This is a genomic window from Halorussus aquaticus, assembly GCF_024218795.1.
Lineage (GTDB): Archaea > Halobacteriota > Halobacteria > Halobacteriales > Haladaptataceae > Halorussus > Halorussus aquaticus.
Window position 1 is genome coordinate 123,829 of sequence record NZ_CP100403.1, and the last position, 18,535, is coordinate 142,363.

The 18,535-nt window shown below is 57.0% G+C and carries 18 protein-coding genes and 1 tRNA gene; 6 read left to right on the forward strand and 13 right to left on the reverse strand.

The features are described from left to right. Positions 1-8: 8 nt before the first annotated feature. On the reverse strand, positions 9-1,103 hold the full coding sequence (locus NGM06_RS23105) for a hypothetical protein (protein ID WP_254270922.1): 1,095 nt from the start codon (positions 1,101-1,103) through the stop codon (positions 9-11). A gap of 269 nt (positions 1,104-1,372) precedes the next feature. On the opposite strand from NGM06_RS23105, the gene NGM06_RS23110 reads away from it, so the two are divergent. Then, a complete protein-coding gene (locus tag NGM06_RS23110; RefSeq protein ID WP_254270923.1) occupies positions 1,373-2,623 on the forward strand; it encodes an RNA-guided endonuclease InsQ/TnpB family protein in 1,251 nt (416 codons plus the stop codon). 561 nt (positions 2,624-3,184) lie between these two features. Here the strand turns inward: NGM06_RS23110 and NGM06_RS23115 are convergent. The 3 genes from NGM06_RS23115 to NGM06_RS23125 form a co-directional block, all read right to left on the reverse strand. Beyond that, positions 3,185-3,259: transfer RNA gene (locus tag NGM06_RS23115), tRNA-Glu, on the reverse strand. 393 nt (positions 3,260-3,652) lie between these two features. Next, positions 3,653-4,657, reverse strand: coding sequence for a cytochrome d ubiquinol oxidase subunit II (gene cydB / locus NGM06_RS23120; RefSeq protein WP_254270924.1), 1,005 nt, complete (start codon positions 4,655-4,657; stop codon positions 3,653-3,655). Then, positions 4,650-6,074 (reverse strand): cytochrome ubiquinol oxidase subunit I, encoded by a 1,425-nt coding sequence (locus tag NGM06_RS23125; RefSeq protein ID WP_254270925.1) that lies wholly within the window; start codon positions 6,072-6,074, stop codon positions 4,650-4,652. Before NGM06_RS23125 ends, cydB begins: the two co-directional genes overlap by 8 nt. Positions 6,075-6,261: 187 nt before the next feature. Here NGM06_RS23125 and NGM06_RS23130 point away from each other — a divergent pair, with 187 nt between their 5' ends. Beyond that, positions 6,262-6,837, forward strand: a complete 576-nt coding sequence (locus tag NGM06_RS23130) for a plastocyanin/azurin family copper-binding protein (RefSeq protein WP_254270926.1) — start codon at positions 6,262-6,264, stop codon at positions 6,835-6,837. A gap of 101 nt (positions 6,838-6,938) precedes the next feature. Further along, positions 6,939-7,715, forward strand: coding sequence for a DUF7260 family protein (locus NGM06_RS23135; protein WP_438267641.1), 777 nt, complete (start codon positions 6,939-6,941; stop codon positions 7,713-7,715). Positions 7,716-7,833: 118 nt separating this feature from the next. Here the strand turns inward: NGM06_RS23135 and NGM06_RS23140 are convergent, their stop codons facing one another. The 5 genes from NGM06_RS23140 to NGM06_RS23160 form a co-directional block, all read right to left on the reverse strand. After that, positions 7,834-8,991, reverse strand: coding sequence for a multicopper oxidase domain-containing protein (locus NGM06_RS23140; protein WP_254270928.1), 1,158 nt, complete (start codon positions 8,989-8,991; stop codon positions 7,834-7,836). 163 nt (positions 8,992-9,154) lie between these two features. Continuing rightward, positions 9,155-9,850, reverse strand: coding sequence for a CPBP family intramembrane glutamic endopeptidase (locus tag NGM06_RS23145; protein ID WP_254270929.1), 696 nt, complete (start codon positions 9,848-9,850; stop codon positions 9,155-9,157). A 121-nt stretch (positions 9,851-9,971) separates the two neighbouring features. Next, entirely contained in the window at positions 9,972-10,409 is a 438-nt protein-coding gene (locus NGM06_RS23150; protein WP_254270930.1) for a disulfide bond formation protein B, read from the reverse strand. Next, complete coding sequence (locus tag NGM06_RS23155) at positions 10,399-11,142, reverse strand: DsbA family protein (protein ID WP_254270931.1); 744 nt, start codon at positions 11,140-11,142, stop codon at positions 10,399-10,401. Before NGM06_RS23155 ends, NGM06_RS23150 begins: the two co-directional genes overlap by 11 nt. Positions 11,143-11,152: 10 nt before the next feature. Then, positions 11,153-11,692, reverse strand: a complete 540-nt coding sequence (locus tag NGM06_RS23160) for a COX15/CtaA family protein (protein WP_254270932.1) — start codon at positions 11,690-11,692, stop codon at positions 11,153-11,155. 177 nt (positions 11,693-11,869) lie between these two features. On the opposite strand from NGM06_RS23160, the gene NGM06_RS23165 reads away from it, so the two are divergent. The 3 genes from NGM06_RS23165 to NGM06_RS23175 all read left to right on the forward strand — a co-directional run bounded on the left by NGM06_RS23165 (position 11,870) and on the right by NGM06_RS23175 (position 13,935). Next, positions 11,870-12,832, forward strand: coding sequence for a transcription initiation factor IIB (locus NGM06_RS23165; protein WP_254270933.1), 963 nt, complete (start codon positions 11,870-11,872; stop codon positions 12,830-12,832). A 450-nt stretch (positions 12,833-13,282) separates the two neighbouring features. After that, complete coding sequence (locus NGM06_RS23170) at positions 13,283-13,660, forward strand: winged helix-turn-helix domain-containing protein (RefSeq protein ID WP_254270934.1); 378 nt, start codon at positions 13,283-13,285, stop codon at positions 13,658-13,660. Next, complete coding sequence (locus tag NGM06_RS23175; protein ID WP_254270935.1) at positions 13,657-13,935, forward strand: DUF7521 family protein; 279 nt, start codon at positions 13,657-13,659, stop codon at positions 13,933-13,935. Before NGM06_RS23170 ends, NGM06_RS23175 begins: the two co-directional genes overlap by 4 nt. Before the next feature lie 11 nt (positions 13,936-13,946). On the opposite strand, the gene NGM06_RS23180 is transcribed toward NGM06_RS23175, so the two are convergent. From NGM06_RS23180 to NGM06_RS23195, 4 genes are read right to left on the reverse strand one after another with little or no spacing between them, the layout of a single operon-like run. Further along, a complete protein-coding gene (locus tag NGM06_RS23180; protein ID WP_254270936.1) occupies positions 13,947-14,360 on the reverse strand; it encodes a SpoIIAA family protein in 414 nt (137 codons plus the stop codon). 2 nt (positions 14,361-14,362) lie between these two features. Next, positions 14,363-15,298 carry a cation diffusion facilitator family transporter gene (locus NGM06_RS23185; RefSeq protein ID WP_254270937.1) on the reverse strand — a complete coding sequence of 312 codons (936 nt, stop codon included), beginning with the start codon at positions 15,296-15,298 and terminating at the stop codon, positions 14,363-14,365. Positions 15,299-15,319: 21 nt separating this feature from the next. Then, positions 15,320-15,757: a DUF7996 family protein gene (locus NGM06_RS23190; protein WP_254270938.1), complete on the reverse strand. Its 438-nt coding sequence runs from the start codon at positions 15,755-15,757 to the stop codon at positions 15,320-15,322. A gap of 1 nt (position 15,758) precedes the next feature. Beyond that, complete coding sequence (locus NGM06_RS23195) at positions 15,759-18,443, reverse strand: heavy metal translocating P-type ATPase (RefSeq protein WP_254270939.1); 2,685 nt, start codon at positions 18,441-18,443, stop codon at positions 15,759-15,761. Positions 18,444-18,535 lie beyond the last annotated feature (92 nt).

The following is an 18,535-nucleotide window of genomic DNA, read 5'->3' on the forward strand; positions in this document are numbered from 1 at the left end:
GCTTCGATTCAATCGGCAGGCACGATCGATGTCGACTGGTTAGGGCTGCGAGCTGATTTGATCGAGTAGAGCAGACTCCCGGTAAACAGGAGAAGGCTCCCGACGATGAACAGCGCACTGAGTGGTGAGGCGGAATCGACGAACACCCAGTAGAGAGGGGCAGCAATCGAGGGGCCGGCAGCCAGTACCGCGATCTTCGCGACGAGTGGACCACAGCAACCACAGGTACACGTCCCGACGATTGCCGCACTCCCGGCGGTCCCTTCAGTCATACCGGCCCGTTCCTCGACGCGCCAGTGACGGGCGATGAGAGCGGCGTTCAATCCAATGAGTCCGCTCAACATTCCGACGATGATGACTTGGCCGGGTGACAAGGCCAGGAAGAACGGGATGTGTGGGATTGCAATTTCGAGTGTGGGCCACGTGACCAGCTGATAGATAGCGGGAAGAACGACGACTGTCACCTCGTGGGGGAACCCTTCTTCGGGGAAAAACGAGAGATAGCCCGTCACGGAGATGAAAAAGAGTGCCAATACGACACCGACACCGATGCCGAAGCGACGAGCGACTGGATCGCGCATGACGGCGCGAATGACGCTCCCTGCGTCTTTCCAAACGACGTAGCCGACCAGAATTGGCGTTCCAAGGACGATTGCGTACCCGAGCGGATGGGTGTCGCTTGCGTGACCGGGAATAAGATAGGGGTACGAAATCCACAATCCCATGAGAATGCCGAGGAACGTATACCGTGGGCGGGATGGCCAGCGCAGCCAGCCGACGACAAAGCTTGCGACCATGATTCCCAAGCCACTCAGTAGGGCCAGTGGCTGATACCACGACCGGGGGAACGGCATCGAACTTGCAGTGTATGTCGGATCTGGGGAGAGCCCCTCGAAAAGAACGGCCCCGAGTGCAGTGACAGTTATACCGACGAACACGCCGTAGAGGGCGGCTGTCGGCGTGATTCGACCGATCCGTTTGAGAAGGATGAACCCTCCGAGGATGGCGGCACCGACCAGTACCAGGATGAGTCCGTGGTCTTGCGAGAGTCCACCGGTTGCATTCGCGCCGTGGGCGGACGCGATGGGGACCTGCGTTAGCATAAAGATCGCGGCGAGAAGTACAGAAAGTGGCCGAACAGACCCAATTCGAGAGGTCTGTCCACGGGAGGGTTCCCCCCGCGGTTGACGCTCTTCCGGTGACATCATTCGGCCTTGGACAGGGAGCCACTTCTACCTGACTGATTTACCAGAATTGAGGCGAGAATGCCCCTTCCTCAAGGAGCGAGTATTGCGAGCGAGTAGGGAGAGGATGAATCGCCGCACGACAGTACAAACCATTAAGCGAACACATCTCTAATCAAGGGATAGCGATGGAGTACAGTCACCGCTACCCCGCATACCCAACACAACAGGTAGCGGCTGTACTGGACTCTCACATCGACAGTCATCGCCAAGCGTACAACTACACCCTGTACGAGTACGAGAACGTGGACGCCGACGACATCGGTTCCGCGTACAAACACCACTACCGACTCACCGACTGGAAAGACGAATACCCCATCTTCTCGGAAGTTAACTCCAAAGCACTGCAACGAACCGTCACTCGGTTCTACCAGAACCTCAACGGACTCTCCGAGCAGAAGCAAAACGGACGCAAGGTCGGGAAGCTCAAGTGGAAGTCACCAAAGGAGTTCCAGAGTATGACGTATTCGCAGTCTGGCTTCGAACTCAAAAACACGAGTGGCCGACGCGCGACGCTCTGGCTCTCTAAAATCGGAGACATCCCGATCCGCTACCACCGCGAAATCCCCGACGAAGCCGCCATCAAAGAAGTCACCATCAAGAAGGAGACAACTGGCGACTGGTTCGTCTCCTTCGGGCTGGAAACCGACGACGCCGACCTAACCGAGAAACCCGACGTGAACTCGATCAATACGAGCAATAGCGTGGGTCTTGACCTTGGGATCCTCGACTATATTCACACCTCAGATGGTACGACTGTAGATTGGCTCGACCTCGAAGACGAGTACGACCGAGTCCGCCACGACCAACGCAAACTCTCGCGGAAAGAACAAGGGTCGAACAACTACGAGAAGCAACGCCGAAAAGTGGCGAAGGTCAAGCGACACATCCGTCGGAAGGTGTTGGACTACCAGCACAAAATCACGACGTGGCTCGTCCGCGAGTACGATGCTGTGTTCGTCGAGGACTTGGACGTGAAGGGGATGTTAGAGCAGTCGCACAACGCTCGCAACAAGCAGGACGCGGCGTGGCGACAGTTCATCACGCTCCTCGAATACAAGGCAGACTTGTACGGCTGTCACGTCGTTCAGGTGGAAGCAGCAGGAACGACGAAAGAGTGCGCGAAGTGTGATGTGGAGACGGCGAAACCCATCTGGGTTCGAGAACACTCTTGTCCGTCGTGTGGGTTCGAGTGTGACCGGGACGCGAATGCGGCGATGAACGTCTTGCAGCGCGGCTTTTCTGAACTAGGGCTGGGATGGCCCGAAGACACGCCTGTGGAGACTGCGCTCCCTACGGACACCCATTCGGTGTCTGCAAAGCGCGTCATAGAAACAGGAAGCCCCACCCTCAACGAAGCCGCACCAGCGGCTGAGTAGGGTGGGGTAGTTCACTTACGATATCCTGGGTTTGACCGTCCCGTTATCGCGCCGAACGTGGCCGATGTCATCATCAAAACTGTTCAGTCCGGCATAGAGAACTCATTGTACGTCCAGAAACGCCAGAAGCTGAATATGTTTGAGAAACCAGATCGGAAGAATAGCTCCAACCCCCGCAGCGAGCAAGGGATTATTCGATATCTCCCACACGAACTGCGCAAGAGCGGTTCCGGGAATCATAACACCGTTGTATGCGATCGCATTCACCGCTATATCGCCTTTCGTCTCTGGCCGGGGCCACTCAATGAGACTGAACTCGATAGCCGACGTTCGGCCGGAAGTTACTGCGACGAGAAGTCCGAGCAAGCCACACAATAGCCATCCGAGGACAGTTGGTGGCCAGGTGAATACGACCGTTGCGGTAGCGAGAGCAACCAGGCTCGGGCTAGTGATTGCAACCAGTTCTACGGAGGTAGACCTGCTCAACACGTGCTTCTGTGAAGATAGTCGTGGATTTGACATCTATGAGGTCGGTCTATAGAGGGTCGAAACAGATTGGGATGCTCCGTCGAGGATTTGAACCTCGGTCCTCGGCGTGAGATACCGAGATGATTGGCCGAGCTACACCAACGGAGCATGTTGAACTCACTGATGAATCCAGTTAAGCCTAATCACTTCACGAAACTGAATTCGACATCCGTAGACGACTACGCGGTGTTTGCATCGGAATGGATCCATTGCTTAATGAGTTCGTTCACGTTGTAGAAGAGGACGCCAACTGAGACGAGGGTTATGACGAAATAAATAATCAACCCGAGTGGACCGCCGACCATTGTCCCAATTGCGCCTCCTCCAAACCCGACTACCGTGAGTTCGATCCACGTCACGACGATTCGGGACAGCAATCGGGGTTCCGAAGTGGACTGTGTTGGTGTCACCGTCTCAGATCACCATATTCACGAATCGGTGCTGGACTTCCAGTTGACTGTGTCCTCACAGCGGTACGACATGCGGTTGTCTGATGTTCGTTCATCCGTAGGATTCCTCAGTATCGACGGGACCACTGAACGCGGAATAGAGCACGACGAAGTACACGAGCACGATTGGGAGCAGCACGCTCGCCATGATCGACATGAGATTGAGCGGAAGCGTCGAGATGATCGCCTCTCGGATAGTGAGTCCCGCAGTCCGATCGACGAAGGGGAACAGAAGGGTTGCGACGAGCCCGACGAGTCCGAAGACGAGTGCGGCTGTCGCCGCGAACGCAGAGTAGTACCGGTGTCTGCGGAGCGCGACGACGTAGATTCCTGTCAGGGTTGCCGTGAGGATCACAAGTGCGACAACGAGTGGTGATCGGAACGAGGCGCGCAGCCCTGGTTCAGTCACGTATATCGCCCCGAGCGCACTGATCGCTATACCAAGATAGCCCACGGCAGCTTGGACACCATAGTATCGCATCTCGTCTCGCAACGCGCCGCGGGTTTTCAGCCCAAGGAACGCCGCCCCGTTGACGATCGTGAGGGCAAGGACTGTGACACCGCCGAGGACTCCCACTGGGGTGATGAGATCGGTCGCTCCGACCAGCCAGTTTATGACGAACACACCCAGCAGAAACGGCGTACCGATACTACCGATGACGAACGAGTAGCCCCAGAGTGTCCGCCAGCGGCTGTCTTCACGCTCCTCGTACATTTCTGGGGCGAGCCCTCGGAGCCCGAGTGCGGCCAGAATCGCGAACATCAACAGATAGTATCGACTGAAGAGGTTCGCGTAGACGGACGGAAACGCTGCGAACAGTGCCCCACCGAAGACAACGAGCCAGACCTCGTTGCCGTCCCAGAACGGCCCGACAGCCGCCAATAGCTGTTCTTTCTCGTGATCGTCATCACGGGTCGCAAACAGGACGCCCACGCCGAAGTCGAAGCCGTCGAGAAAGAGGAACATCCCGAAGATGAAAAACAGCAACGCGAACCAGAGTTCGGCGAGCGGCAAGCCGAACAGTGGCTTCGTGGCCAGCGATCCAACGCTAGTCACCGGACGTCACCTCTGACTCTGAGGCACGGGCAGAATTACTCTGCGTGAGTTCGTCTTTCGATGGCGGCCCCGCTCGGATGATACGACCGACGACGTATGTGTAGAGACTCAGTAACAGGATGTACCCGGTAACGAACCCGAGGAGTGTGAACGTTGCTTCAGCGCCTGTGAGATTCGGAGAGACGCCGGCACTCGTCTTCATCACCCCTTGAATGACCCATGGTTGTCTCCCGACCTCGGTGACGATCCAGCCGACCTCTACGGCGACGAATCCCAGGAGTGACGACGCCATCAACGCTTTGTGCAGCAGGTCGTCCTCGAAGAGTTCCCCACGCCACCATCGATAGACTCCCCAGACGGCCAGCAGAATGAACCAGAAGCCGAGCGCGACCATGATCCGGAACGCCCAGAAGACGATCGCCACGGGAGGGGCTTTCGTCGAGAAGGATTCGAGGCCGCGTATTGTCGCCTGTGGGTTACCGCCACTCGCGAGCCACGAAGCCCCACCTGGGATGCCGATGCCAAAGAGATCTTTCGTGCGTGGGTTCAGCAGGTCGTCGATATCCGTCGGGAACGCAACGATATACTCGGGGACGTAGGAATCGGTTTCCCAGACGGCTTCCATCGCGGCGAATTTCTGCGGTTGGGTCTCGGAGACGTGGCGGGCATATTCGTCACCCTGAATCACCTGTATTGGGGCCGTTATGAGCAGTACGACGAGCGCGATTTTGAGCGTCTTCTGCCAGACGTCGATGTGTTCGATCGGATAGCCCCAGACGTGGTGCCGGAACACGTAGTAGGCGGCAACGCCGGCCATGAAGAGTGCGACCGACTCGACGGCCGCGTTCTGCATGTGGATGAACATATAGGGGAATCGCGGGTTGAGATAGGCGGCGAGCGGGTCGGTGAGCTTCACGATTCGCTGGCCGTTCTCCACGACGATGTCGAACCCACGCGGCGTTTGCATCCAGGAGTTCGCGATGAGAATCCAGACGGCCGAGAGCCACGTCCCGAATCCGACGGCGATACTCGACAGGAAGTACAGCCGGTCCGACACCCGGTCACGACCGAAGACGAAGATCCCGAGGAACGTCGCTTCCAGCATGAACGCCATCATCCCTTCGAGGGCGAGTGGACCACCGAACAGCTCCCCCGCAGTCGTCGAGAATGCGGCGAAGTTCGTTCCAAATTCGAATTCAAGAACGAGCCCGGTCACCGTTCCCACGACGAAACTGACCGCAAAGATTTGTGTCCAGAACCGACGGAGCTGTTCGTATACCGGCTGTTTGGTTCGAATCTCTTTCCATGTGAAATAGATGAGAAACGGTGCGAGGCCCATACTCATCACTGGGAAGATGATGTGGACGATCGTGGTGAGCGCGAACTGGAGACGACTAGCAAGAACGGGATCAACCATCGGCCTCACCTCGGCGGATTTCTCTCTTGGTTTGACCGACGACCCGCAAATTGAATGAAAAATGGGTCCCTGTCGGATGGCATGCCATCATTCTGACTTTGCGACTTCGCTACGTCAAATGAAGGCGGTGTCCTACGTAGTGGGAATCCGCCTTTGCCCCTTATACCGGGGGCTTTGATACATAAGTATGGAGCGTCGACGAATACTCAAGACAGCCGGAATTCTCGCTACAGGTGGCGTAACCAGTCTCGCAGGATGCAGTAGTTCAGGGAACGGAGACGGTGGTGACGGTGAGCCGACCACGACCGAGACGGAGGAGACCGATGGCTCGGGTGGCTCCAATGCAGGTTCGAATACGGTTATGATGGTCACCGAGGGCAGCGAGTATTATTTCGATCCGATCGGCCTGTTCGTCGAATCCGGGGAGACGGTCACGTTCGAAATCCAAAGTGGGAGCCACTCGGCAACAGCCTACAAGAAAGGGACGAGTTCAGCATCGGTAACTCGGATTCCTGAAGGAGCGGAAGCATTCAATAGTGAGATTCTGAGCGAACAGGGTGCGACGTACGAGCATACGTTCGAAACCACGGGAACATACGATTACTTCTGTATTCCACACAAGACTCTGGGGATGGTCGGCCGAATCGTCGTCGGGGAGCCAGGTGGCCCTGCCGAAGGAAGTATGCCGCCGGATGGAGAGGTTTCCGAGAGTCAGACCATCGTCGACCAAGGTAGCGTCTCGTACAGCGAGTTCTCTGGATAGATTAGTAGTCGCAGGCGTGGTCTGGGACACGCCTTATCCGTGAACCCTATGGCCGAAACTGACTGTACTGCAGACATAATACATGATCTGACCTGCTGGCTATGACCCTTGGATGCCCTTCTTGGCCGGCGTATCTGAAATCTGCTATCGAGAGCGTTCGGCGTGAGCGACGCGAGGTTGAATGCGAGTGTCGGGCTTTTCGACGGTTTCGCCAGCGCATCCAGAGCCTCGAAACAGCCACTCCACAGATCGAACAGCCATCCGTTGGAATGCAACAGGGACTCTCGTACGCGCAGCGGTCTGTCCGTGACGAGATAGAGCCGCATTATCGTGAGACCGTGATGGCAGTCGATCACTACGAGAATGTCTACGATGATTCGTTAGAAGCGAGTATCAGCACGGAATTCGGGGCCGATGTTCTGCTCTTGATCTCGAAGGCATCGTCTTTTTCGCCGGTTATCAAACAGCGACTACTTGGTGCTGCTCAGCGGTGTACCGATAACCGTCGGCTCTTTTTAGAAACGCTTGAGAACGAATTTTCGACGCTCACGGATGCACAGTCCACAGTCCGGGGGATTCGAGACACGATTATAGAGATTGACGACGACGAATTACAGGATCTCTCGGCCACTCAATTAACCAGGCGATTTGAGAGGCTCCAATCACTGACCGACGAATGCGAGGAGTGGCTCCAACGACGACAAGACCAGCTCCATATTCGCCAATCTGAACGGCCATCAGATGAACGTGGCTGCCCCGGTCTCTGTTTGTACCTGTACGAAACCTTGGGAATCGGTCATCCAGTATTAGCTACATTCACCAAAGTTATTGAGATTATCCACCGATATGAACAACAGCTTCTCCGTATCCTGGCTTAGTCACCATCCTCCTCGAAGACGCATTCCAAGATATTCCTTGGAAAGGGTGACCTCAACTGTGGTCACAACTGAAATCAGTTCACCCGATTTCTATCATTTTCACGTTTGATGTAGGTATTTACTCGGAGTAGCCCGCGTACTCCATGAGCTGTTGGAAGATGTCTGTATCCATAACGGACCGATAGACCACTCCGGTGAGCATACCGCCGGGATAGAAGGTCCCGTTCATAACGTGGTTGACCTTGTGACAGTGCATGAGATAGATGCCGGGGTCCGCATCGGCTGTGAATTCGATCGTGTGTCGTTCAGCAGGGGCGACGTTCGTGACGTCCATGTCGTGTCGGGCAGCCTCCGGAATCGTCCCGCCGTCCTTTTCGACGCGCTGGAAGCGATGGTTGTGGATATGCATCGGGTGAGACATGTACCCGCCGTTGACGAGATGGACACGTACAGAATCCCCCTCCTCGACGATGATTGGTGAGCCCTGTTCGGGGTGTAGCGTCCGTGGCGCGCTCTTCCCGTTGACGGTGAACACGTCCGGATTTCGACTGGCCGAGTTGTAGGTGAAGTCCGCCTCACCGGCCCACTTCCTCGGGACTCGGGAGTCCCAGTCTTTGATCGTCATGAAGTATTCGCGGTCGGCTGGTTCGTAGCCTTCGGGGTCTACCCGGTAGATCCCATACATCCCCATGTCGATGTGGCGGTGGGTCTGGAAGTGACAGTGGTAGAAGTGTGTTCCCGGGACGTTGGCTGGGATCTCGTAGGTATGCGACTCACCTGGAGGGACCTGGATTCCCGTCGTCGTCGGAACGCCGTCGTTCTCCCATGTCTTGCGGACACCGTGAAAATGAATTGTGTGCGGGCGGCGGCCGTCGGTGTTGTCGAGTGTGACTTCCATTGCGTTGCCTTCCGTCGTTCGGAGGATCGGACCCGGCACGCTGGGATCGTTATCATCGGCCTGGAAAGCCCAGACACGCGGGAACTCGACTGGACCACCCATCGTTTCGAGCGGGTGGACAGCGTGTCGCGCCTGCTGGGTCCGCATCGTCACTTCGCCTCCCTGTTCGTCAACGTCGACCACCGCTGGAGGACTGGTGTAGGGGAGGTCAGCCGATGTAGCTTGTGTTTCAGTCGGAGTGTCCGTGGCTGCTGTTGCCGGTTCGTCAGCCCCACTTGTTGAACAGCCCGCCAGCGCCGAAACGCTGGTCACGCCGGTCGCAGCGAGAAATTCCCGCCGCGACAGTCCGGTTCCGGGGGCACCGAAACGTGTGGTCATAATACATTCGACGTTTTGTAGAGCCCCAACATAGGGGGACGGCGGAGTCTCAATTCACGGGACAGCGCGTGGATATGTTCGGCAACAGCCGGATGGGTATCGCAGGCGAACCTCTATGGTGCTGTCGTGAGTCCATTATTGGGGATCAAAGATTGGCGAGCTGTTACATCCCGCCCGTCGCCGTCAGGTATGCGCTCCCAAACTGTACCGCATTGTACGCACCGTGAATTACGGCCGGAACAGCGAGGTTGTCGGTGTACTCGTAGGTCGCGCCCAGTACCAGGGCTAGAACGAATGCGATACCGACGTACACCAGCTTCCCTTCCCCGGTCAACGAGAAGAGATGGATCGACGCGAAGAGGGCGCTCGCGAGAATGATTGCACGGGCCGGATGCAGCGTTTCTCGGAGCGTACCCTGAACCAGTCCCCGGTATAACAGTTCCTCGCCCGGACCGACTACCAGAAACGAGAGAGGAACGAGCAGCAGAAACACCGCTGGATTCTGCTGACCAATCGTCACGATCTGATTTTGTGCCGATTCGAGTCCGAGCGAGGAGATGATCGTCGACGCGGCTACGAGCAGGCCCAAGAGCGTAACTATCCCGGCGATGGTCACGGCAACATCGCGCCTGTCCGGAATCGTAAGCGGGACGAAGTCGAAGCCGAGATCGCGGAATCTGAGATAGAGGATAGCGAGCCCTCCGAACGTTACCCCTTGCAACAGGACTGTACTCAACACAAGACGCAACGATGGACGAGTTGTGACATCGATTCCGAATCCGGCCAGCAGCGTGGCACCGACGGCGACGACGACCGAGCCGATGATCGTGGAGCCGTACGTGAGTCCAATCGCAGTCACAACAGAGCGGATTCGTGAAGTTGGTTTCATCATTTGTAGGAACTGATAACGGAGCGATCTGTACAAGCTATACGCGGAACTTCGATACTCAATCCTGGTAGTGAGTTATCGTTGGGTTCTATCATTGATTGTGGTGTCTCGTCTCGTTCCGGCTCACAGTCATTCTTGAGCAGCTGAGCCCTGCGGCTGTGACGAGCAGGAATGCGAGAAGTGAGAGGTTCGGAATCGTCAGTCCGAGCATCGGTGCCTGCCATTGGACAGCGGCACACGATCCCTCGAAAGAACAGGTAGTTGTCGTCGCCTGCAGTACCGAGTGATTCGCTGCGGTCACTCCACCGATGACTGACAGTGGAATTACGGTTCGCCAGACTGCAGGACGGGCTTCGATCGTTGCGACACCGAGGACGACGACTAGCGGGTACATCAGGATTCGCTGGTACCAACAGAGGTCACACGGTACCAGTCCCAGACCGAGGCTGAACCAGAGACTCCCAGCTGTTGCGATCCCGGCGATGAGGGTTGCACTACCCAATACAAGCCGGATCCGATCACGACCCATCTGCGAGTCGTTCGATGAGGGTACGGGTTCGTTGTTCGTCACTCAGCGGGTTGACTGTTTCACCATCGATTACGAGGGCGGGGGTTCCCGAAACGCCGGCGCCGGCTGCTGCCTGACTCGTCCCCCGAATCGGTGATTCGTAGGCCTGTTCCTGAATCTTTGTTCGGAGCTGTTCCGTTTCCGTTACTCCGGCCTCCTCAGCGAATGACACGAGTTTGTTAGTGGTCGCCCACGTCTCACTCTCTGGTGGTTGATTGGCGAAGACGTATTCGTGGTATCGCCAGTAGGTTTCAGTAGCTACGTTCCAGACACCGAGACCAGCTTGAGCAGCACGAGGGGCATCAGGGCCGAGGAATGGCTCGCCATCGATGTAGGCCAACGAACGGAATCGGAGGCTGATGTCTCCAGGCTCGACGTAGTCTGTGACGATATCGCCGAGAAAACCCGTGCTGAAGTCAGCACAGTACGGACATTTCCAGTTTCCGTAGTAGGTCACAGTCGGTTGAGCGGCCGATCCCGCTCTTGCGTACGTGGATGATGCAGGGTCGTCTGGGACCGGCGCGTTAGCTACCGCGCCATCGAGATCAGTATTTGGTGGCTCATTGGTTTCGCCACCGAGACATCCACTGAGTGCCAGTACTCCACTCGTCGCGAGGAACCGGCGTCTCGTTAGCAGTCTATGTTCTCCGCCAGATGACGTGAGCAGGGTTGAGATGCGTTCGCTATCGGTCATGCTTCTTCACTCATACTTTAGGTTTATCGACTCGTGTGTTACGAAGGTAGGTCGTGAGGACGGTTGTGAGCAGGCTGAGGAGAATGAGAATGGCGACTCCGAGGTGCGTTGTGACGATTATTGGTTCGAGGTTCTCTGTGACAGTCAGGCCTCCGAGTACGACCTGAATTGGAAGCAAGATGAGCGCCGTTGTTGCGGACCACTTGACTAACGTATCGTCTGGGTAGACGATCCACGCACCAACTGCTGTCCCCGCGATGAAGAGGCCAGCAGTCATCGCAAGTCCCCGGTGGGCCCATTCGGCGAATATCTGCAGGACAGAGTACGGTGAATTTGCCATGATGTTGGGTTGGAGGAAGGGTACCCAGGTACCGTAGCAGGTCGGCCAGTCGGGGCAGGAGAGTCCGGCACCGATTGCACTCGTGTAGGCGCCGAGAAGCATCACGATGTACGTCAGAACCAGCGTCAGGCCGGCGATGTGCTCGTACTCAACTGGAACCTCTGAAATCGTCTTTCGAAGGTAGTTCGAGTTCGTTGGATTTTGGGCCATATCTCGGTTAGTGGGAGGTCCCGAATTACGATGTGGCATGTTGAAGTCATGGTGACAAAGGTATAGGTCGGATTCCCATCGAGTGGGATTCCGCCATCTATTCATTGCGAAGCCATCCCACGACATTGTTAAGAAGACCCACGATTTGCTGGGAGAACGCCTATAGTTGCGAAGTTTATGATACATCAAGAACAAACTCACGAACGGTCGTCAGATGGCCGTGAGCGGGTCCCGGAGTCTGTCGATGATGATACGTGTCCCGAGTGTCAAGGCCAAATCACACAGGATGGCGGCCGGGGTGAAGCGACCTGTGAAAGCTGTGGATTGGTTTTCGAGGAGAGCCGGATCGATCACGGCCCAGAATGGCGCGCGTTCACGTCGGACGAACGCGATGAAAAGAGCCGCGTTGGTGCCCCCACGACGCAGCTGATGCACGACAAGGGGCTGAGTACGACTATTGGCTGGCAGGACAAGGACGCCTATGGACAGGCAGTCTCCAGTCGCAAACGCGCTCAGCTACAGCGTCTTCGGACCTGGGACGAGCGGTTCCGAACGAAAGATGCCCACGAGCGGAATCTCAAGCAAGCGCTCGGCGAGATCAGCCGCATGGCGTCTGCTCTCGGGCTTCCGGAATCGGTTCGGGAAACCGCCGGTGTTCTATACAGGCGTGCTGTCGAGGAGAACCTGCTCCCCGGCCGATCGATTGAGGGCATGTCGACGGCTTCGTTGTATGCGGCTGCCCGACAGCATGGAATGCCACGGCCCCTGACTGAATTCGCCGACGTGAGCCGTGTCGAAAAAATCCGAATCCAGCGAGCATACCGGTATATTTCCCGTGAACTCGGGTTGGAAATCGAGCCAGAAAATCCCACTCGATATCTTCCACAATTCGCGTCATCGCTTGACGTGAGCGACGAAGCAGAACGGCGCTCTCGGGAACTGCTTGAGGTGGCCACAGATAATGCCGTCCACAGTGGGAAGAGCCCGGCAGGACTGGCGGCCGCTGCGCTGTATGCCGCGACCCATCTCACGAACGAGCAACTCACACAGGAGACGGTGAGTGAGGTCGCCCACGTCAGTCAAGTAACGATCCGAAATCGATATCAGGAGCTCCTCGAGGTGTACGCAGAGCATGACTGACCGGGCGGCTTGTTCGGACGGCGTACAGCTACTGATTCACCCAGGGTCCGAATTCTAAAATGAGCGAGTTTTCACGCCAAACCGAGATCGACGTATTGGAAACGCTTGTTGATCGGTCACCTTGTCACGTGATGGAGATCGCTAATGCCGTCGACGGGCATCCGATTACTGTTGACCAGACATGTGCCCACCTCCATAATGACGAGTGCATCCGTCCGCTCGGCCGAGGCCTCTACGAAATCACCGGCGAGGGAGAACAACGACTCGAAACTCAGCACCGCCTATAACGCCCTGCTACCAGTGTCACTATGTCGATCCTCGTCTCACGTCACTTTCGACAGCTCGTCCGTCATGAACGGAGGGTTGCAATCTGTCTTGGATTCGTACCGTCGGGAGAGTTCCCGAAGGTCAATCGGACACCATATCCCGACGAACACGAATAATCGAATAATGGGAGACAATTCAGTGTCGTCCGAGGACACACCGGTGTTACAGGATGTCCTCGATGCGCTGGATGATCCCGAGTGCCGGGCCATTCTCCGCGAAACCGTTGAACCCATGACTGCGAACGAACTCATCGATGCCTGTGACATCCCCAAGTCGACGTTGTATCGCAAATTAGAACTGCTCAGTTCCGCTTCTCTCGTACGAGAGCGGGATACGATCAACCCGGGTGGCGGACGAGTCACTCACTACGAACGGTCGTTCGATGACGTGACGATCTCTATGGACGACACAGGCGAGTTTTCGGTGAGTGTCGAACGTCCACCGCAGTCCACCGACGAACGGCTTGCAGACATCTGGTCGATGATGGGGGACGAGGTATGAACGGAGTAATAACCGCGATTGTGGTGGTTAAGTTCGTAATCCTGCTTCTCGGGGGTGGGATTACTTACATTGCGTTCAAAGCCTATCGGCGAACAGGTGAGGACTCGCTTCGTGTTCTGGGTATCGGATTCGGTGTCATCACGCTCGGGGCTCTACTGACTGGCGTGGCTAACCAGTTCTTTTCCGTCTCGCTAGCACGCGGTGTGCTCATTAACAGCGTGTTCGTCGCTTTCGGACTCGCGGTCATCATGTATTCTCTGCATATTCAGAGATGACTCGAGTTTCGTCAGTCCGTATTTGCCGCCCGAAGCCACCGAAGTGCAGTAGATTGCTCTGTCATCTCGAAATAACGCATTCGATCGGGTGCGACTGGCCAGACGGGACGAATCATGTTCCACCAATCGAAGAGGAGTTTCGCCCAGACCGAATCACCGTCTGCGGCGTACCGATTGATAGTGAACTGCGACCCGTAGCGTAGGTCAGGGATGATACCGTACACGTGGGACAGAAACGTCGAAAACGTCCAGTTTGGGACCACTTCCAGAACACGGACAGCGCCATATTCGTCTGTCTTCTGGACGAGCAGTGAGTACAGTTCGTCGTAGCCCTTGCGGGACCCCCGGCCGACTCGGATCGCGATGAGATCTCCCTCAGTTTCATCGAGAATCTCGAACATCTGGGTGCTTGTGGTGGATGCCATGCTTAGTGGTCGTGACTCGTGTGGTCGGCGGTCCCCGCATCGGTCTCCATATCACTCACGAGTTCGACGGTCGCGTGATCGATTCCACGGTCCGAAAGAAGCTGATGGACCCGAGAGCGAATCGTCTGTTGTTGGTCTAGTGATGTTGGTTCATATTGAAGTCGCACCGTCGCTACCGTCAGTTGACTACAAACTTGCCAGACGTGCAGATCGTCGACATCCTCGATGCCATCGATAGTCATCAGTTCGTCTCGAAGCTCACCCGGTGAGATGGGACTTCGCTCCAAGAGAATCGACGTGCTCCCGCGGAGCACTTTCCCTGCCGAAACGAGTATTAAGACACCGATGAGGACGGCAGCTGCCGGGTCGGCGATGGGTAAATCGAACATGACGACGGCTAGTGTCGAGATGATCACCGCGACTGAGCCACCGGCATCACCGAGGAGATGGTAGAATGCCCCGCGCTCGTTGAGGCTCATCTCCCCACCCTGGACGATATAGACGGACCCCAAATTGACGAGCAAGCCGCCGACGGCGATGATCAACGTCATCGTAGGGTCGATTGCGACCGGATCCAAGAATCGTTGGTAGGATTCCCACAGAATATATCCCACCATCGGGACGAGCAGTATCCCGTTCAGAAACGCAGCAATGGGCTCCAGTCGGTGGAGTCCGTACGACCACTCATCGCCGCCTTCGAACCGTTCTGCAGTGTAGCTCGCCCCGAACGCCATCGCGTACGCGAGCATGTCGAACAGCATGTGGAGCGCATCACTGATGAGGGCGACTGAACCGAAGAGGAGTCCACCAGCCAGTTCGACAAGGAATCCAAGGAAATTGACGACCGCTACGAGTGCAAGTCGACGCGTACTGCCACCTGTTTCAGATGCCCCTTCGTGTTCTGCCGTATCCTCGTGCGTATGCTCGTGCAGAGTCATAGGTCCACGTTAGAGTTAGAGCTATTTCGAATCCGAGGTCTCTAGGTTTTCGTGGGTGGATACCTGGGATGTATCTCCGTTTGTTGATGTCGAATCCTGTGCCGGCGACTCGACCGTAGTCGAGGCTTCAGACTCGTCATCGTGCTCGTCAGTTCCCGTTTCGGGCTGATCTGACTCTTCGGTGAGGGACGTGTCCTGACCAGAGGACCCAACGAGATCCAACGGACGAATCCAGATGAACCAAACAACGAATATCGTCGTGCCGTAGCCGACGATCCAGACGAAATCAGCTACGGTAGGGAGATTCGCTGCTTCGAGAGCATATACCAGTAAGCCCGGACCGATGAGTCCGAGGAGAACAACGAGGACAAACAACTGTCGCGACGAGAGTCCGAACGGATATCCTCGCTGGTCAGCCTCGGTACGGGTATTGACGCTTTTCTCCTCCTCTGTCCCCATACTATTCCTCCAGAGCGTTGGTTTCGGTGCCTGTCTCCGGCGTGATTCGAGAGAGTCGCATCGCGTTGCCAGTGACGCCGAGTGTCATCCCGGCGTCGCCAGCGAGGACGGCGAGCCAGATAGGGACGTATCCGAACGGGACTGCGACTGCCAGACCGGCTTTGACGGCGAGACTCGACCAGATGTTCTGCCGGATGACGCTGTTTGAATCGTGTGCGAGTTCGTAGAGGTACGGGAGCTTTGCGAGGTCATCGCCCATTAAGGCGATGTCGGCGGTCTCCAGTGCGGTGTCAGTACCGGCAGCCCCCATCGCCACGCCGACTGTGGCGGTGGCGAGCGCCGGTGCGTCGTTGATGCCGTCACCGACCATCGCAACGCCGTTGTATTCGTCAACGAGCTCCTCGATCGCGGTCACCTTCTCTTCGGGGAGCAACTCAGCCTGGTACTCGTCGACGCCGACCTGTTCGGCGATTGCGCGGGCAGTCCGCTCGTTGTCGCCCGTCAGCATCACCGTTCGGGAGACGCCGAGATGCTTGAGTCGCGTGACCGTTCGCTTCGCTTCCGGACGGATCTCGTCGGCGACGGCGATGACGCCTTCGAGCTCGTCCTCGGTTCCAACGAGGACGACGGTCTTCCCTTCTGCCTGGAGGTTGGGGACGGTCTCTTCCAGAAGATCGAGACAGTTGTTCCGGTCGCACATCTGCCGGGCTGTCTGTGTAACCACACCCCCGTCGGTCGTTGCGTGAACGTGCGAGAGGTCGAACCCCAGCTCCTCGAACAGCCCTGGCTTGCCAGCGAAGTGAGGGGTTCCGTCGAGGTCGGCGCGCACGCCCTTCCCAGTGATGCTCTCGAACTCGTCGATCTCGCGCTCAGCGACCTCCCTGCTGCCGGCTTCAGCGACGATCGCCTCGCCGATGGGATGTTCGCTCCGCTGTTCGAGCCCGCGTGCACACCGGAGGACGTCTTCCTCTGAGTTCTCGTTCAATGGAACGACGTCAGTGACGGTGAGCTCACCTTTCGTGAGCGTCCCCGTTTTGTCGAATGCGACGACGTCGACAGCTCCCATCGATTCGAGGTGATTGCCGCCCTTGATCAGGACGCCGTTCTTTGCGGCACTCGTGATTCCCGACACCACGGAGACGGGCGTCGAGATGACGAACGCACACGGGCAGGCCAAGACCAGTAACGTCAGCCCGTAGACGATGGCCGTAGGCCAGGTCGTGCCGAGGACGTACGGGCTTACCACCGTCGTTAGGATGGCAAAGGCGACGACGACCGGCGTGTAGTACGCGGAGAAGCGTTCGACGAACTGCTCACGTTCGGTTTTGTTCGACTGTGCGTCCTCGACCATCTCTACGATCCGCGAGAGCGTGTTGTCGCCGGCTTCGGAGGTAACCTCGACTTCGAGATATCCCTCCTCGTTGATCGTACCGGCGTACACTTCATCTCCGGTCATCTTGTCGACGGGCACGCTCTCGCCCGTGATGGGCGCCTGATTGACGGCGCTTTCGCCGTCGACGACGGTTCCGTCCATCGGGATTTTCTCTCCCGGCTTTACCACGACGATGTCGCCGACAGCGACCTCGTCGACGGGAATCGTCTCCGTGCCCCCGTCCCGTTTGACGGTTGCCTCATCCGGTGAGAGGTCCATCAGTTCTCGGAGCGAGTTCCGGGCGCGATCCATCGAGTACCGCTCGAGCAGTTCGGCGATACTGAATAGGAACGCGAGGGTGGCGGCCTCGAAGTAGAGCGCCTCACCGAAGGCGAGGCTCGCAACGAGTGCTCCGAGGATAGCCACCGACATCAGGAAGTCGATATCGAGGTTCAGATTCCGAGCGGAGTAGTAGCCGTTGCGGAGGATCTCCTGACCACCGGAAGCGACGGCAACGAGGAACAGTACGTCGGCGACGAGCAGTTCCGTACCGAGAAGGCTTGCAAGCTGTATATTCTGCGCGGTCAGGAAGAACTCGAAGAGCAAGCCGAGGGCGACGAATCCACCGCTAATCCACGTCTTGAGTGCTCGCGGACTCGTCCAGATACTATCGCGTTCCTCAGCCGCTTCCTGACGTACTGATTCGTCGCTCGACGTGTCTGTCACCTCGTATCCGGCACGTTCGATAGCGTCGATAATATCGGCTTCTCCAGTCCTCGAGGAATCGTACGTGACGACGACGGTTCCGGTCGTCGGCTGGGTCTCGTATGTCGTGACTCCTCCGACCCTGTCCAGAGCATTTTCAATTTTGCCCGCGCACGAAGGGCAATCCATTTCTGGAACCGTGAATTTCGAGGTTACCTCACCAGTGTCTTCCACGGTGTACCCGGCCTTTTCAACTCGATCAGCAATCGCGGTATCACTCGTTTGCTCGCCGTCGTACGAGACGGTCAACGTCCCGGTCGTCACTTGCGGGTCGATGCTACGGATTCCGTCTAGTTTTTCGACGCTGTTCTCGACCTTGCCTGCACAGGATGGACAATCCATCTCCGGGACCGAGAACTGTGCAACGTCCCCGTGGTCTATGGGTGGAGAATCGTCGTCGACGCCCTGTTCTGCGTGTTGGGCGTGTTCGTGATCGCTGTGGTCGTGGTCATGCGTGTGACTATGCTCGTGGGACCCCTCTTCGTGTTCGTGGGTGCGATCCGGTGGTTCACCACTCCTGTTGTGGGAATCGTCGTCGGGTGAGGTCATCACTCTCCCCTAGCCACTACACATTTATTAAATCGACTGCTATAAAACACCCATTTTATGCTAACACCTAATAAAAAATGCGGCCTATGTTA